At 55.5% G+C, this 16,769-nt stretch carries 9 protein-coding genes; 2 read left to right on the top strand and 7 right to left on the bottom strand.

What is annotated here, in order from left to right:
* The first annotated feature begins 130 nt into the window (after positions 1–130).
* Both GKKCFE_RS15105 and GKKCFE_RS15100 read left to right on the top strand, forming a co-directional pair.
* A complete protein-coding gene (locus tag GKKCFE_RS15105) occupies positions 131–1,024 on the top strand; it encodes a helix-turn-helix transcriptional regulator (RefSeq protein ID WP_405627153.1) in 894 nt (297 codons plus the stop codon).
* Positions 1,025–1,030: 6 nt separating this feature from the next.
* Positions 1,031–1,816: a hypothetical protein gene (locus GKKCFE_RS15100; RefSeq protein ID WP_405627155.1), complete on the top strand. Its 786-nt coding sequence runs from the start codon at positions 1,031–1,033 to the stop codon at positions 1,814–1,816.
* Between the two features lie 583 nt (positions 1,817–2,399).
* Here GKKCFE_RS15100 and GKKCFE_RS15095 read toward each other — a convergent pair.
* The 7 genes from GKKCFE_RS15095 to GKKCFE_RS15065 all read right to left on the bottom strand — a co-directional run bounded on the left by GKKCFE_RS15095 (position 2,400) and on the right by GKKCFE_RS15065 (position 16,660).
* Positions 2,400–2,948: a GIY-YIG nuclease family protein gene (locus GKKCFE_RS15095; protein ID WP_445576767.1), complete on the bottom strand. Its 549-nt coding sequence runs from the start codon at positions 2,946–2,948 to the stop codon at positions 2,400–2,402.
* Positions 2,949–3,202: 254 nt separating this feature from the next.
* Positions 3,203–6,604 carry a UvrD-helicase domain-containing protein gene (locus tag GKKCFE_RS15090; RefSeq protein ID WP_445576766.1) on the bottom strand — a complete coding sequence of 1,134 codons (3,402 nt, stop codon included), beginning with the start codon at positions 6,602–6,604 and terminating at the stop codon, positions 3,203–3,205.
* The gene (locus GKKCFE_RS15085) at positions 6,601–9,255 is read right to left on the bottom strand and encodes a PD-(D/E)XK nuclease family protein (RefSeq protein ID WP_445576765.1); all 2,655 of its coding nucleotides are present in this window, start codon (positions 9,253–9,255) and stop codon (positions 6,601–6,603) included. Before GKKCFE_RS15085 ends, GKKCFE_RS15090 begins: the two co-directional genes overlap by 4 nt.
* An 85-nt stretch (positions 9,256–9,340) precedes the next feature.
* Positions 9,341–11,512 carry a DEAD/DEAH box helicase gene (locus tag GKKCFE_RS15080; protein ID WP_445578049.1) on the bottom strand — a complete coding sequence of 724 codons (2,172 nt, stop codon included), beginning with the start codon at positions 11,510–11,512 and terminating at the stop codon, positions 9,341–9,343.
* A 43-nt stretch (positions 11,513–11,555) separates the two neighbouring features.
* On the bottom strand, positions 11,556–12,851 hold the full coding sequence (locus GKKCFE_RS15075; protein WP_445576764.1) for an ATP-binding protein: 1,296 nt from the start codon (positions 12,849–12,851) through the stop codon (positions 11,556–11,558).
* The gene (locus GKKCFE_RS15070) at positions 12,848–15,271 is read right to left on the bottom strand and encodes a tellurite resistance TerB family protein (RefSeq protein WP_445576763.1); all 2,424 of its coding nucleotides are present in this window, start codon (positions 15,269–15,271) and stop codon (positions 12,848–12,850) included. The genes GKKCFE_RS15075 and GKKCFE_RS15070 overlap by 4 nt, the downstream gene beginning before the upstream one ends.
* A 378-nt stretch (positions 15,272–15,649) precedes the next feature.
* Entirely contained in the window at positions 15,650–16,660 is a 1,011-nt protein-coding gene (locus GKKCFE_RS15065) for a Wadjet anti-phage system protein JetD domain-containing protein (protein ID WP_445576762.1), read from the bottom strand.
* Between the last annotated feature and the right edge of the window lie 109 nt (positions 16,661–16,769).

Below are 16,769 nucleotides of genomic sequence, written 5' to 3'. Positions count from 1 at the left end.
AAGGGGAAGTAAGGGAAATCTTGCGCCAAGCGGCTTGTGAACTCAGGAATATCGGCTGGACGAACAGCCATTAAACGCGTATATATTAATACGAATAGTTTTTATATCCGTTTATTTTTTGGATCAGTCAATGCAACCGTCGTCTGTAAATACATCACCTTCCACGGAAACCAAAAGTCGAAGCTGGGGCGCGGATCGTCGTCTTCAGTTCATCGATTTTCGACTGCGCTGGGAAGGGCGTATCAATAGAGCTGACTTGACGGAATACTTTGGTGTGTCGGTGCCTCAGGCTTCGCTCGACATTGCCAAATACACTGAGTTGGCGCCGAACAATCTTGAATATGACCGCAGCTCCAAAACCTATGTGGCTCCACAAGACTTCCAGGCAGTGTTCCCACAATCATCCGCTCACCAGTATCTGACGGAATTGCTCGCTACCAGAACCGGGATCATTGATGCTTCGAGCAGTTTTTTAGGGGCGGTACCTGAAGCTGATTTTGTGCCCAGACCTGGTCGAACTCTGGATGAAACGATCGTTGCCGCCGTCATCAAGGCCATCCGCGAAAAGTTGTCGATTCATGTCAGTTACCAGTCGATGACTTCTTTGGAGGTGTCCAAGCGTTTGTTGTCGCCCCATTCGCTGGGACATGACGGTTCCCGTTGGCATGTGCGAGCGTATTGTCACAACCGCAAACGGTTTAGCGATTTTGTACTGATCAGGATCTTGAGCCTTGATGGGATTGAAGAATGTTCTGTCGACCCGGCCCAGGATACCCAGTGGCATACCTATGTAACCTTGATCCTTGCCGCAAACCCCGAGTTGGAGACGCCCAAGAAGAGGGTGGTTGAGCGAGATTACGGCATGCGCGACGGAGAGGCCGAGTTGCCGTGCCGCCAGGCGTTTCTTCTCTACACGCTCAAAAGTCTTGGATTGCTGGACGAATGCCTCGACCCGAAGGTGCAGCACATCTATCTAAAAAATCGCACAGAAATTCAACCCTTCATCGATGAACTAAACCCATAGGCTTTTATGATCGCGATATTTGAATTGGTCAAAGACCCGTATGAGCGAAAAGCTCGGGTCATTCCGGGATTGCTGGTTTCGTTACCGTTACTCGTCCCCTTGTTGTGTGTTTACGGCGCAAAACACCCGGTACTGACCAGTGTCATTGGCTTACTTGGCGGATGTGGTGCCATTTACGCGCTCGCCAGCGTGGCCCGCGGGCGTGGGAAAAAGCTTGAAGAAAAGCTGGTCGCGCTATGGGGTGGGATGCCGACCACCTTGGCGCTACGCCACAGTGACAAATTTTTAGATCGCATCAGCAAACAGAGGTATCACGCCGCGATCACTTCAAAGCTAGGCATTGCTATGCCAACCGCGCAGGAGGAGGCGAGCGATCCGGCCAGTGCAGACGACATCTATATCGGTGCAACAAAACGACTCAGGGAACTCACTCGCACCAACAAGCAATTGCTGCTCAAGGAGAACATCGCTTACGGCTTTCACCGCAACATGGTAGCCATGAAAGCCGTCGGCATTTTTTCCTGCCTTTGCGGACTTGTTTATGGCTGTTTGATTGCCGGCGTTCTTCGTGTAAAACCTCCACAAATCGAGTTGATCCACTTTGCTGACCCGGGTCTTGCCGCTGGGCTTACCATTCTCATTTCAGGTGCCTTATTGCTGGCATGGCTCTTTTATTTCGACAAGGATGCGGTCAAGCGAATGGGTTTTGTGTACGCGGAGCGTTTGTTTGAATGCCTTGTGACTATGCCGGCGCCAAGAGGGCACAAGGCCAAAGTCGCCGCGGGAGAGTAGGGCAGGCCAGTGTTGCGAGCGGCTCTAACTAAGTTCAGCCGGACCGTCTCGGTTGATGATGCTATCGCGGCAGCCAGCAGGCTCGACTGGGTTGCAGTTGCTATTAACAGGCGTACGTATTGGTGAGCTTCGCTTTGCGACACCAAGTCAATTTGATCTGGAGCGAGGGCTCTGGATTTCTCCATCCGAGGTTTTGAAATAGTCACAGCTGATGATGTGCAAGCAAAGCAAGCGGCCGCAAGACGTTCCTCCTTACTCTGTGCCAGCCTTAGCCCTGGCTCGAAATCGAGCGTCATCTGCTTGGCGCGATGCGCTCTGGTCACGGCTATCTATTTGCGAGCCGTGGCGGTCCGATTAAACCATCGGTGAGAACACTCTGGGTCTAGCTTACCGGCCATGGTAGCCGAGCCACGATCACAATAGCCTGGGTATCCCAAAGCCTGTGGATCGTCGTTGGGGGGCGGCGGACGATGACGCATGCGGCTCTGATAGACGTCTGTTGTGCCTGCGAAAACCAATGCCTGATGCCATCGAGGTCTCTCATAGTGCTACCGCGCCTGGAGTTGTAGGCTGGTAAAAGACCTCATCGTGCACCTTTACGTCCAAACATAGGATTACTCTCGGTCCATAGACCATCCTCCACCGCTTGAATGACCTCAGCAGGGACGTCTGCTGAAAATCGCCAGACCTGAATTTGCAGTTCACCCTCAATATCGGGTAGCCAGCGGTTGATGTGCATAGCGTATGTGTCTTTGTGACCCATCCCCAAGTGTTGTTTGAATCTGCTCATCAAGGAACTGGAGCTGCCAACATAAAATATGTTTGACTCCTTATGAATACGTGCATAGGCGCGCCCCTCATGCTTCGTTGATTTTGCGTGGCTGAACGCGTCATAAAATTGCTTGCTGGAGGTGCTGTCTTCTGTCGATATCCGATAAATGTAAGAAGTGCGGGTTGGAGAGCTTTTTACCCAAGCTTGCAATTCCTTCATATGTTCCTCGAGGCAATTTTTGTGAATCGCCGAAAAAGGAATGCTTGCTTTCATTTCAGATTCAAAGGTGAGCTTCTCTATTTGCTTGGCAAGCCTATTGAAATGGCTTGCGATGCCGCTCAGTAACGACTGATCGATCATTTTTCCTTAGGTCCTGTTTTTTCTGGGGCTTGTTATACCGCTATCGTAAGTGCAGCTGTCTGCTGCAGTTGGCGAGCGATTGCATTCATTTTCGTCAGGCAATGCAGCCAATGCTTCGGAGCCACTTGGGGCATTGGCGCAGCTTGCGGAACTCACTTTTACGGAAGTCGTGTGGCGGAAGACGGACGGTGTCGGCTGGAGTCACTACAGCGGCCGTCTTCACGCCAGTCGAAGGGCGACTTTTCGTTGAAGCGTTACAGGATTGAATCCACGAGAGCCTTTGTGGGCCGTACCTCAACGACACGGCCAGTACTCATGAATACGATCATTCCGCGCATGGCGTGGGTAATATCAAGGTAGGTCTGTACCTGTTCCTGATAGTGCTTGAGCGCGCCAGGTGCAGGGTCTACATCACTTTTCCAGTCCACTACGACGTCCGGTAATCCAGACTCCGTAAATGTCAGCGCGTCAGCGATACCGACGGTAGCAGTTTCCTGCCCGTCTTCGGCCTTCGCTGAATAGATCACGAATTCTGGAAGTAGAAATTTCCGCAGAGCGGCGACCTCGGGTAGCTCCAGCGTCCTGGTTACACAACTAGCCAGCTCCTCAGCGGCAAGACCTGTGGCTGGGTCGGCGACAGGCGTCTGTCCAAGTGCCAGGATCAGTTCACGAGCGCGATCAATGAGCGACACCAGCTGCGCATCGGTTTCGCCAGTCAGCACTTCCTCCATAAGCTTGTGCAGAATAAGCCCACGTTCGCGGCCGCCTTGCACCTGTGGCGACGTTTCCAAATCGTGCGTTTGATCATCGAAGGTGCCTGTCCAAATTTCTATCGTTTCCTCTTCAAGTACAGCTCCACCGGTTCCTTCATTGCGACTCGGTGCAAGCCAACACAGCTGCGGCTGGCTCGCAGCAATGGCTTCAGCTTCCCTAGCAAACCTTTCGCGGGTCTGGTAGTTGCTGTCTAGCCCATTCGTAACAACGGCATGCGCTGGCCAATCCGCGAGGTGAGGTTCCGGAAGGTTCGCTAGGTCCAGGTCGAGCAGACTGGCCCATGCAGATTTCGAAGGAACTGTGTCGTGACGCGTAAGTACCAGCAATTCTCGAGCACGCGTCGCCGCTACGTACCACAGTCGGATACGCTCGCGTTCAAGTTCCTCTTTCTCTTTATCCATAGCCGCTTCATAACCCGCCGGTGCAATTTTCAGCACCTTGCAATAGAGGGTGTCGCTATGTCGATCAACTATGGCACCGCTTGCCGACATGATCTGGGTCATTGTGTTGATGGGAATTACAATGGGCCACTCCAAGCCTTTTGCGGCGTGCATCGTCACCAGCGCAACTGCTTCTTCCTGGGCATCTGGGCGGCCTTCCACGGCCCGGGTCTCATCTTCCCAGGCTGCGGTCATCGCTTCAGAGAAGGCGCGTAAGCCGGCGCCTGCATAGGTAGTCGAAAAGCTTAAATAAAGGTCAATATTGGCTAGGGCTCGTTCGGCTTGGGCCCCATGGCGCTGCAATAGCAACGGGCGCACCTGCAGCATATCCACGGCCTGGGATAACAGTGCATGCGGTGTGGTTGAGTTCGCCCGCCGATTGAGTGATTGCAGCTTTTCGATAATCTCACGGGCCAGTGGATGAGTGACGTCTGCGCTCCCAGTGCTCAGATCCAGGGAGGGAAGTCGCTCCGGTGTATCTGCATTTCGTGGCAGCGCCCACACCACATCCAGAAGTTCTTCCTCGCTCAACCCGACCAGCGGGCCACGCAGCAGCGAGCCTAGTGCTAGCGTATCGCGCCGGTCGGCCAGCACTCGGGTTAGCGCGATCAAATCTTGAATTTCTTGACGCCGATAGAGTCCTTTGCCGGCCTGCGTAGCCACCGGTATCCCGCGCTGCTCTAGCGCTTGTTCGTAACGCCACAGATCAGTCCCGGTGGGCGCGAGGAGAGCGATGTCTCCAGGCTGGCAGGGTCGGGTGGCGGTCCCATGGCGGTCTGCGACTGGTTGGCTGCCGATCAGGCGCGCACAGAGATCGGCGACGGCTTCGGCTTCTGCATCGCGTTGTTGTTCGGAGCTGGACTTGCCGTCGGCACCTGCAGCAGCAATATTCAGTGCAGCAACGCAGGGCGTTTCACGCTCGCCATGAAAAGCCTCAAGCGCGGTGAAGCCGGGTTGCCCGGGTGACGATAAGATGCCCTGGAAGCGCTCATTGACGTAAGTGAGGATCGACGAGCATGAGCGGAAGTTGGTGCTGATAGTGAGTAGGCTGTCTGGGGCCTGCTCCTTGAATGCCTCGCGAGCCTGCACATAGGCGCTGACATCGGCGCCGCGGAATCGATAAATGGCCTGCTTGGGGTCCCCCACCAGAAAGAGCGCGCCAGGGCGGATCTGGAACGTTGTCCAGTCGTCAGGCGTACTGCTCGGCGTTCCACAAAGCCGCCAGAAGATCTCTGCCTGAAGCTGATCGGTGTCCTGGAATTCGTCGACCAGTACATGTACAAAGCGTTGCCCTAATGCACTGCACACCTCGGGATGATCGCGCAACAAATCGCGCGCTGTATAGATCAGATCGTCGTAATCAAGCCTCGCAGTGGAACGTTTGTACTCACCGTATTTATCTACGGCCTGTTGAGTTTCTTCGATCACGGCTGCCAAGGCTTGAGCAGCAGCCGATTGCTGTACCTCAGTCCATGCTTGGCGGCACGCCTCATAGTGAGCTTGTGCCTGATCGTTGAGCTGAGCACCCTCTGCCTTCGACAAGCCTGCCAGCTTGGCAGCTGTCTCCCATTTTCCTTTGAATTTATAGGCTTTGAAATCGCCCGCTTGGGTACAAAGTTCCTGGTGGGGTCGTAGCGCCAAAGCCCGAACCGTCCCCGTAGACGTCTCCAGTGATGCGCCTGCGCTTAGTTCGGCTGCAAGCTCAGCCAATTGTGAGGCTTTAATCACAGTTTCAGGTTCATGCGCACTCGTGCTGCTGGTGAAGGCTACAAAGTTGGCGGCTGCGCGTTGGAGTGCTATTTGAGCGAGCTGGATAGGGGCCGCAGCGGGAGCCGAAACCCCACGGTGCTGGCGCAGTTTGTCGGCGACAAGGTGGATGAGTGTCAGGGTCTCATCAGGGCTATGCATCACCATCTCGGCGATAACGCTGCTTCTGTTGGTATTCAGCGTCTCTCGCAGCCAGTCATCTACGATCCCATTGAATGTACGTTCAGCCGCTTGGGCGTCCATGACAACAGCGCCCGGATCGAGGTTAGCTTCAACCGGGTAGGGTTTGATCAAGCGCTGGCAGAAGCCATGAATTGTTGAGCATGTGGTTTCATCAATTGCGGCGCGGGCGGTGTGAAGGTTTTCGAGCTGCGCCTCGGACAACCCATTGGGGAGCGCAACGCGAAGTTCGGCTGAGATGACACTGGAGCAAAGCTCGGAAACGAAGTTACGTACGCGCACCAACAGCTCGCTGGCGGCGAGCTCGGTGAAGGTCACCGCAGCAATATTGCTCGGACGAATGCCATCGGCCAGCATCAGCGCGATGCGCCCGGCCATAACAGCAGTCTTGCCGGAGCCTGCTCCGGCCTCCACTAGAAACGAGCGATCGTGCTGGCTTATCGCCTGCCAGCGCGCATTGTCATCCTTGAGAACCCTGGTTAGCGCGCTCATCATTTTTCCTCCCAGATATTGGCGGCTTCGCCCAATGCTTCCGTTGCGGCCGGTAGTTTGCGTTTGCAGTAAGTGGCGCTTGCATTGGCGGGCAATGCGAACGCGAGCTCGTCATAGTTGATGCCCGCGTCAGTGCCCGGTACCGCCACGCCACTCACCAGGCTTGTCCTTGCCGCCTGGAGATAGTCGGTGAGTCTGTTCATTACGTCTTGGGAGTCAGCGAGGTGAAGACTGGTCTTATCACGCGGATAAAGCAGTGAAGCGCTCACCGCAACCTGATCCCCTAACAATGCCTTTACCGCAAAGGAGTAAAGGCAGCGCTGCAGTTCGCGCCCGCCATCCAGCTCTATTTCATCCTTTGGCTTGCGGCCGGTCTTGTAGTCGCGAACAAATGCTTTAGCTCCATCAGCGGATAGGTCCAGTCGATCGATGTAGCCGGTGATATTGAACCCCGTACCAGGAATTGGCACTGATTCGGCGGTGTTCCAGGGCGCTGTTACTGAAGGCTCAGAGCTTGAGCCGCCGAAGGGCACTTCGGCATAGGCACGAGAATCCGACGGCAGTCCTTCGCGTTCACTCAGTGCCCAATTTGCCATCGTGCGAGCAGCTTCCAGCGTACGTTCCCAGATAATTAGGGGAGGCACTGGGTGTTCGGTTTCCCATTGAGCGGCAACATCAGCCACCGCGGTGGCAACTGCGGTTTCGATCAAGGTCTCAGGGGCATTCGCCAGGCCGTCTGATTTTTCGATGATGAGCAAGGCCTTCTCGAGAATTTCGTGGACCAGGTTGCCGTTCTGTGCGCCATCGAGCACCAAAGGCTCGCTAGCGCTTTGTGGGGCGCGCCAGCCCAATCCATAGGCCCATACGAAACCAATCGGATTGCGAAGCAAATGGCGAAGTGAACTGGCCGATTGGGTACGATCGAGGATCGCATCGATCAAGGGGTGCTTGGCCCGAACAAGGCCGTCATGGGCGGTTATGGCCGTGCTTCTCCAATTGTTCCAGCAACGCTGCGCGCTCAACGCTTGTGGTTGTGCCTGTAGCTCGTTCGGGCGCGCCATGAGCCGGTCGGTCTCGCTGTAAGCATGCTCAGGTACGGCGTGGCGGCGCAAATAGGCGTCTTCGGGCTGCGAGCCGAGCAGCGGACTTCGTCCTAGCAAACGTCCGTCCTTGTCTCTGCGTGCGCGGGACAGCACGACTTCTCCGTCGGTGCTGGCCAGGATGATCTCGAAGTCTCGACGATCAGCGAGATTGAGCGACAGTGGATCGAGCAGCGATGTGGGAATGACATGGGTCGGGATCAGCCGATCCTCGTCCACAGCACGCGGCCACTGGGACGCGTTCAGACCTATCAAACGTACGTAACGTCGTGGCGACGCAGCTAGGGTGCTGGCAGGCATCCAGGCGATCGATATGCAGGCATCTAGCCCATCATCCTGCTTCAAGGTTTCCAGGGTTTGGTCGATGGACACCGCCGGCCCGGCCTGAAGCGCCTTGTTCCATATGGTCAACGCGCGTCCTTTGAGAAACATTTTCCCGAGCTGCTTGGCCGCTTCGGGGCCTTGGCTCAGCAGTTCAATACTGGTACGCAATGTAGGTGTATGGTCCTGACCATCCACCCAGGAGATGGCCTCCAGGCGCGAAAAAAGTTGCTCCCACGACTTCACTTTCAGAAGTGGCGCGTCGTTTGGCAGGATGCGTTGCCAGCCTTTGGGTAGCGATTCCCAGGCTGCCGAATCACGGCAAAGAGATGCCAGGCGGCGGACACGCGACTGCGACAGGCCGTAGACCACGATATCGGCTAATGCAGCCGCTGCTTGGCCTTCACGAGTACTGACGGTCTTGATTCCGTGAACGAAATGCAGATCGAGGTTGGCATCAGCGCGCAAAGCCAGGAAGTGTTCATCGTATTCGGTGGTGGACGAGGCGGCGATCGCGATCTCGGAGGGAGGCACACCAGATACGAGCAGTTTTCGCACCCACCGCATCGCCTCAATGGACTCGTGGTAGGTCGTTGCCGCGCTAACTGCGCAGATTGCAGGTGTTTGCGCGGGTGCCTGTCGAACGCTGACTGCACTGCCATCCAACCAATCGGGCACTGGTCTCGGACCGAAGTTCCACTGTACCGAAACGTTTTGGGCCAGTGCTATGAGTAGCGGCCGCCAGCAGGGAGGTAGGTCGCTCAAGCCTTCAATAAGCACCTCGCCGAGGACTACTGCGGCATGAGCAATACGATTCTGGGCGGCGGCAGCGATATCGAGCGGGCGCAGCGCCGCCGCAGGTAGTTGATCGAGTACTGCTGCTTCCAGGCGAGCGATGGCATCCAACCGGGGATGTTTGGCCGCGCGCGTGTCAAACTCGATCCCTGCATACCAAGCTTTACGCAATGTTTCCGTCGCTGCGTTAGTCATCCCGGGAAGCGTTTTGATGCTGTCCAGTTCACCCAAGCCTACACAGGGTAGGGCCATTTGAATGGCCGCGCGCAGGCTTTCGTCGTCTATCGGGCAGGTGAATCCACCTGCCAGTCGAACCGCCAACTGCTCAAAAGTCATCACTTGGACGCCATGGCGGCCTTCTCGGGCCAAGGCCAGACGTTGATGGCGCATGGCTAGGCGGCCCTGCACTACAACGGTCGAACGTTTCGCAAAAGACATCGCTGCTCCTTCAGAGTGATACGTAATGATCAAGCGCTTGTATTGTGCTGGCCCACCAATCCAATAGGCCTCAACTAGCTTAAATTCAGCTCGCGGACTGTCTCTGGGCAAAAAATACTGCGGTAGAAATATCGAGCGAGATTGAAGCGAAAGACTTCACGAGCAACGGCTCTGGCAACGCCCAATCCCATTTTTCGCGCAGCATGTTCTCCACATCTGCGAGAGTCGAATCGAGATCGCTTGGGTCCAAACTACCCACGGCCTTGAGTCCGGCTTTTGCCTGATCGATGTTCGCGTCGATCTCTATAGCAAGGCCCGAGTTATCACAAGAAAGGCCCACATGATTGAGCAGCAGGCGTAGCGCGTCATTGGCGTAATCACCTAGCCAACTGATCAAATAACATTTTCCGCTCGATTCGATGAGGTAACGCTTGCCAAGACCCAATGAGACAAATGTCTTTCGAGCTTCATCGAGTAACGCTTGAGCGCCGCGATCGATAAACGGGCAAGCGGCCGTGTCTGCCAGGACTGCGCGCATCTCTTCGCGCACAGTGTCATGCACCATAGCGCCCAAACCATCGAACTGAGGAGGGGCACCACCGCGTGCGGCTGAAACAATAATGACCTTGGCCTGGAGATCAACATCACGCACCTGCCATCTCCGGCCTCCAAAGATGATGCGTTGATCCTTGGTCAACGGGCGGCTTACGGGGACTGATCCGAGTGCTTTTCCATCACACACCAAGCGGAATTCTTCATCGCTGGTGAATGCGCTGTAGAACTCATAGTGGTTGATTAGTCGCTCTCCAACCGTTCCTGGAAGCAATAACCCAGAACTGTCTTGAACAATGAGTTCATGCTCACCCAGGGATTTGAGCAGCCTCATGAAGTCTGACTTCTCGACATTCGGAAACACCCCCTCTGCAATCAAGACTTTCCAGAGGTCTGCTGCAGATGCGCCGCCACACTGGGCAATGATGGAAAGGGATTGCTGAACAAGGGTGGATGCGTGGATGCCCTGAGCCCTGGGAGGTTCAAACCATCCCCTGACCAGCAGTCTGACCATGGCAATGGTCTGGACCAGCCCTTGGCGCAACTGATCCGATAGGCTAGCCCCATCTGTGAGTGGTGACTCTTTGCAGTAAACGCGAAGTGTCGCTTTTTCTCCCGGGCGTCTGCCTGAACGCCCTAAACGCTGTCGCAGACTCGCCACCGATGGTGGGGCACCAATCTGCACCACTGTTTTGATGCTGCCGATGTCTATTCCGAGTTCAAGCGTCGTGGTGCAAATCGCCGATGCCGCCTGGTTGCCCGCCTTGAGCGCACGCTCAGCTTGCTCCCGCAGATCCTTTGAAAGGCTGCCGTGATGAGGCCAGAATTCGTTGGGCACGCTATCTTTCTCGCAACGGCGACGCAGTTGGTCCGCGTACCATTCAACCTGAGACCGACTGTTCGGGAAAATCAGGTTATTACTGCCGCGTAACACCTTGTATAGATGATCAGCAATCGCGAAGTCAGGGCTTGCCTCGTTTTCCGTCTCGTCTTCATTTCCCTCCTGATCAGAGAGCTCAACGGGCTTCTTTTTGAGCTCGCTCATTGGCGGCTGGATGTAACCGCGAACTTGCACCTGAAGTGTTTGGTTGGAGTTTTTTGATTCAATGACGGTAACCCCATCGGCATTTCCCGGACGCAAAAACTCCGACGCCATCTTCATATCGCCGAGTGTCGCTGACAGCCCTACCCTAGGGAGACGGTGTCCGGTGACAAGTTCTACCCGATGCATCAGTGACTGAAGTTGTTTGCCTCGTTCGCTACCGATGAACGCGTGCAGTTCGTCCACGACGATATAGCGCAGGTGCTGGAATACCCCGCCGAGACTTGAACCGCGGTTGACGAACAGTGCTTCAAGGGATTCAGGGGTGATCAGCAGCACCCCCTCAGATGACTTTAGGAATCGGTGTTTTTTGCTTGATGAAATATCCCCGTGCCAAGCTACTACGGGAATCTCAAGCTGCTCACAGAGGCGGCTTAACCTGTCCCATTGATCGTTGATTAAGGCCTTGAGAGGGCTGATATACAACACAGCGCCAGGCGGGTCATCGTCGTTAAGCAAATTCGTCAGTATGGGAAGAAAGGCGGCCTCGGTTTTCCCCGCCGCTGTTGCTGCGGCGATGATGACATCCTGATCGGCATCCACCAGAACAGGCACAGCCCATTCCTGGGCGTCGCGCAAGGAAGTCCAGCCTTCAGCCCAAATCCATCGCTGGATTCGGGATTCTAGCTGGTCGAAACCCGATGAGTCAGAGCGTGAAGGTGGCAAGTTCATCGTCCGCGTCGACTTTCGTGTCGTCTTCGCCGCCCAAGTCCTGGGCGACCTCGACGCCTCCAAGCAGCGTCCGCCAATCGGCACCTGGGTTTTGCTCCAGAATGGCCAGCAGGTTGATGAATGCTGTGATCGTGGTGCGCGGTGTACGGAAATAGGCTTCACCCAAGCGTTGGTTGCAGTGCGCCATGAACAGCGGGAGGGCCTCGTCAGGCAGTAAATATTTTTCAGCATCGCCGCCAGCGTATACGTGACGAAGCTTCTGAAGCAGTACGTAGAAGTCTTCCGGCGTAAGACTGGTGAGACGGATGACAGGCCCCGAAAGATCCACTAGCCCGGTTTTGGCAAACGAGTTCTCGGCCAGTCGGGATTGCAGGGCAGGGTAGCTGAATAGACCTCGGCGAGTGTCCATCAAAAACTCAGGCGTGCCACCCAATACGAAACCAAGTCCATCAGACGACCCCTGCAACGAGTCATTGAGGATGCGCAGAATCTGCTCGTAGTTGGCGTTACGAGCCTGTGTGTTTGCTAGCTTGTAGAGGTTAACCAGCTCGTCGAGACAGACCATCAGCCCACCAAACCCTGCGAGCCTGACGAACCTCGAAAGCAGCTTGAGCTGATCGTAGACGGAGGCATCATCGATGATGGTCCGTACACCCAAGGCCGCTCGGGCATCCGTCTTGGTGGTGAACTCGCCACGCAACCAACGGATCGCGTCGGCCTTGAGTTGCTCATTGCCTTCCTCGAAACCGCGGCAATACGCAGCAATCACTTCGGCGAAATCATATCCATTGACCATCTCGGTCAGCTCGCTCAGATGTGCACGGATGACAGTCTCGCTGTCAATACCTGCTGCCTTTGCTTCGGTTTTGGCTTGGGAGATGAATTTCTCAACGATGCCTTGCATGGCCCCGCCGTCGGGCTTCGTGCGCGTCGACATGTTCTTGGCCAGCTCGGAGTAAAGCGAGCGTGCCTGCCCCCCGGTGGCATGCAGTCTTCGATCAGGGTTCAAATCAGCGTGCATGGTCACGAGTTTTCGCTCCATAGCGATGGCTCGCACCAAGTTCAGAAAGAAAGTCTTTCCTGCACCGTACTCACCAATCACAACCCGAAAGGCTGAGCCACTATCGACTAGACGACTGACGTCCTTGATCAGTGCGTCGAGTTCGCCCACCCGGCCCACCTGAATCAAGTGTTGGCCGACGCGAGGAACAAGGCCGGCGCGCAGCGATTGAATGACCGCGTCGCGATCCTTGGCTCTGATCGTGCTCATAGGGCTAACTCTTCCAGAATGTCTGTATTGATCTCGACGGGGTCATCACCTTCAGTGACGGGCATGTCGAAACGTTCAAAAGCCATGTCGTTAATTTGTTCCAAGGCGCCATCAAGCATCAGTTCCATGTCGCTGGCAGCGGCTTCAAGTTCGGAGCGGCTCCACTCAGGACGTGAGATCAACAAACGAAGGAATGCAGAGTGCTCCAAATCGAGTCCCGCAACGTCAGCGCTCGACTCCGGCGCCGATTCTGTATTTTCAACGGGTTGCTCAGCCTCCTCGATCTGATCATCAGTGAATACCTGGGCAAGTAGGGCGGAGACCTCGGCCGTCTCTCGTTGCAGCTGCGCAATTCGATCATGATCGAGCACGAAACCTTGTTTCGCATTTGCGGAGACCTGTGCGCCAGGTTCGGATTGGGGATAGCTGGTTGCTGGCTTAACGGACGCAATACTTGCTCCTGATGCTGCCCCATGGAGATCGCCGTAAAGCAGCTGACTATCCAGTTGCAACGCCTTATAAACTCGCTCAAGAAGCTTCACCTCCGACGGGCTGACGGTGCCATCGGCTTGCGCCAGGTGAGACAGGAAACTTGCGATTGTGCGCTTTGCTTCGATGGTCAAGGGATCGAGCTTTTTCTTCAGACTTGCGAGCGTTGGTGGTTGCTGGAGCTGGATTCGCAGATGTGCCTTGAGACGCTTGCGATGGGCAACGCTCAGGTGACTCCATGAGTCGATGTGCTGAGCAAGCAGTGTGACCTCCTCATTGGAGGTGTCACCATCGGCAGATGCCACTGCACTGGCCAGGTCAAGGGTTACTGATGCAGCGTTGTAAGCCGCAGAGGCCCGGAGTGATCCGTCTTCGGGCTGGGTCACGAACAATGCAACTCGGTCTTCAGCTTTTGGTGTCCTGCTGCCAGCCAGGACGTCGGGTTCCATACCGATATGAAGCGATTCCAGCGCGCGGGCAAGCGCGAGTACCTTGTCGCGAGACAACGCGCCTGCGCTCTTGAATCGACCCGCGAGTTCGCCAAAGCTCATGACAATCAGATCGTCGCCAATCCTAGATTGCAGCTCGTCCAACTCTCTACGTGCCGCCGCGGGCCAGAGGGTGACTGGAAGCTGCAGGAGGCCCTCAAGGGCTTCTGCGCTTTCAGGGTTTCGTCCCAAATAACGGCTGTAGGGCTCAAGCTCGCTGGTGCATAGCTCCACAAGCAGTTGCAAATTTTTACGTGTTCCTGAGGTTGCCATGACGTCAGGAAGATCACCCAGATTTAGCGTGGGTGCCTTTAACACCGCAGATGCTGGGCGGTAGCTGGTCTTAAGCTTGGTCTTGTTTTGCGCTAGGATCAGACCCGCGGGATGGAAGCTTGCGTATTTGAGCTTGAACAGTGTTGAGAAGACTTCTTTGCAGCGTGTCACCGGGGTGCGTTTACCGATGTTGGGGTCGGCTAGCGCCCATGCCAACGCCCAATCGGCATCCAGTGGACGCTTGTTGGAGGCGTGTTGCCCCAAACCTATGCGCAGCGGCAGCGGCATTTCGTAGTTTAAAGCAGCAGCTTCGGGAGGCTGACCAAGATAGAGATTTGGGTCAACAGCAGTATTTTCCAGGTAGTCCAGTAAGCCGCCCGCGTACCCCCTGAACGACCGGTTTTCCCCATAAATACTCAATAGGCGCTGCACTTCTTCGACTATCAAAGGAGTCTCAGCAAATACCTTGGGATTCTCTACGCTATCAACGAGTACCCGGCGCTCCAGTCCATAGAAAAACAAAAAGACGTAGCCGGTGTCCGCCAGTGGATCATTACGCCCACCTGCAAGCCATTGAAGGTATCCGCGCCGAGCCTCCGGTGTAATGGAATGAAAACTTGGCCAGTAAGACATCAGTTGCTCTTCAATATCGACGTATGTCTTGGCAATCCGGAGTTTTGGGTTGATCAGTGAGGGCTCTTGCGCGTCGTATCGGCCACCCAGCGTACTCCCGACATAGAACATACCGCCGGGAAGCGAAAAGCCAGAAACAGTGACAGACTCGCCTGCCGGCACCCAGCGGGCATCAGACCTCTGTGAGTCTGCATCTGGAATTGTAAAGGAGGTGGAGGGGCGCGAGCCGAGTTGGACGGTATAAAACTCGGGACTTTCTTCAACGTCCATATTGCTCGTCGAAACCTCACGCATAGAGAACGTAAGGCTTATACCTTGTGAGTTCTGCGGGCGAGTTAGCTCTGGAGGCGATGTCGGGATTTGATTGAGCTGTCGCTTTGTGCGTTGAGCCAGCAGCCACATAATCACGCCGATACCGGCTATGACACCGATGGAGATCCAAGCATTCTTCGGGACCGCAGCGACTGCACTAAAGGCCAGCGCAAAAATAATCAGGATGCCGGTGCCACTGGAGTTTTTTGCCTTCTTCCTTGCCATGAGTCATTTCAACCTTGAAAGATGGGTGCTGGCGCAATGGCAGTATCCGACAATTTCAAGGCCTGAGCCATGGGGTAAACAGAGCGAGTGGTCGGAAAAATTAATCATCCCTCAGATGAATGTCACAACTGCTCACCATGGTAGATATTCATTTATGACCCAAATGGAGACTCGAACTAATTCAAGGTCCTGCCTTGGTTCGCGGATTATTTCGCTAGCCTGAGGCCGTCGTTCACGCGATGCAGGCTTGATTAAGTTCAGTTCTATTCTTTACGAATCTGTGGGGGGAGAAGGTGACTGCCATTTTTACCGTGACAAGCCCACACGACCGGTGACTTGAATACTTTCCGCCCGCATATGTGGAAGACTCGCAAATTTTCAAAGGGGTAAAAAAAGCGTTTGGCCTTCCTGCTCAAACAGCACTGGGCTAATCCGCGAGGCTAGCTCGATCCATCCTGCTCGCTCTGCACTCTTGACCATAGAGCGATGTTGGTCAGACTTGGCTGGTTCGCCGATTTTTCCCCATTGCGATGCGTCCATGGACCACGGTTTGAGGTGACGCTCGACTGCAGCTGCAAACTGCGCCACCCGTGCAGCAATCCGGAAGCCGCCCTCGTCGTGGTCGCCCCAGTGGTAAACGCTAGCATCAGTCGGGAGCGACGAAAGTATATGGGAATAGGCCCTGCCCCAACTGGGCGAAGGCATGCCTGCGGTATAGATGACAATTCCTTGCCGTGTATTGCCAAGTGCGCGCGCGGCCTGGTGAAAGGTAGTCAAGTTTTCGATCGATAGCAGCCATGCTGGAGTACCCGAGTAACCATGTACCGCTGTGTTTGCCACTCCTACGAACGGACGGACAATCGGGCAATCAATACCGTCGGAGAGTCTGAGCGCTCCGATGCCTGAGACCAGAAATGGCTGCGGTTCTTTGGAAAGTCCGATAGCGCCAAAGACTTCACTCCAGTGCCTTGCCGGCGCATTCAGCGCTTCGGACGTGAGTAGATCCAGATGCTTGCATAGCGCTTCAATACGCTTGGAGTCGCGGAACAACTGAACGCTGAGCTGGCGTACGATGCGGTCCTCACTCGCGACGGCCATGCTGTCGAGAACGCGCAAGGCGTCAGCAAAGTCTGCAGCGGAGTTTGGCCCTAGTGATCGCACCTGTTTAAGACGCCTCCAACAATCGAGCAACTCTTCCACCCGACCATTCATGCTCCATGGTGCAAGGATGTTCCCCGCTTGAGCAACGGACGCATTTACGGTGGAGCGGCCCAGGTACGCCGCCAGCCTGTCGAGGTCCTGGAGTACGACTGCATCAAGAGGGCGGTCATCTCCACCCTGTCGGGCCCATTCAAGCCTGATAGCGCCCGCCGACGAGGCTGCTTGCATGTGAACGTGCATCCGGTCACGCTCGTCCAGGCTCTGCTGCCAGTAAGGGGAGAGAGAGGACTTGAACGACTCGCGAAGGACTCGGGTATTTCCGCTTAGCCGGGAGCGC

The organism is Pseudomonas sp. E141, from assembly GCF_052659885.1.
Note: the sequence above shows the minus strand (reverse complement) of the source record. Positions and strands in the feature narration are given on the sequence as shown.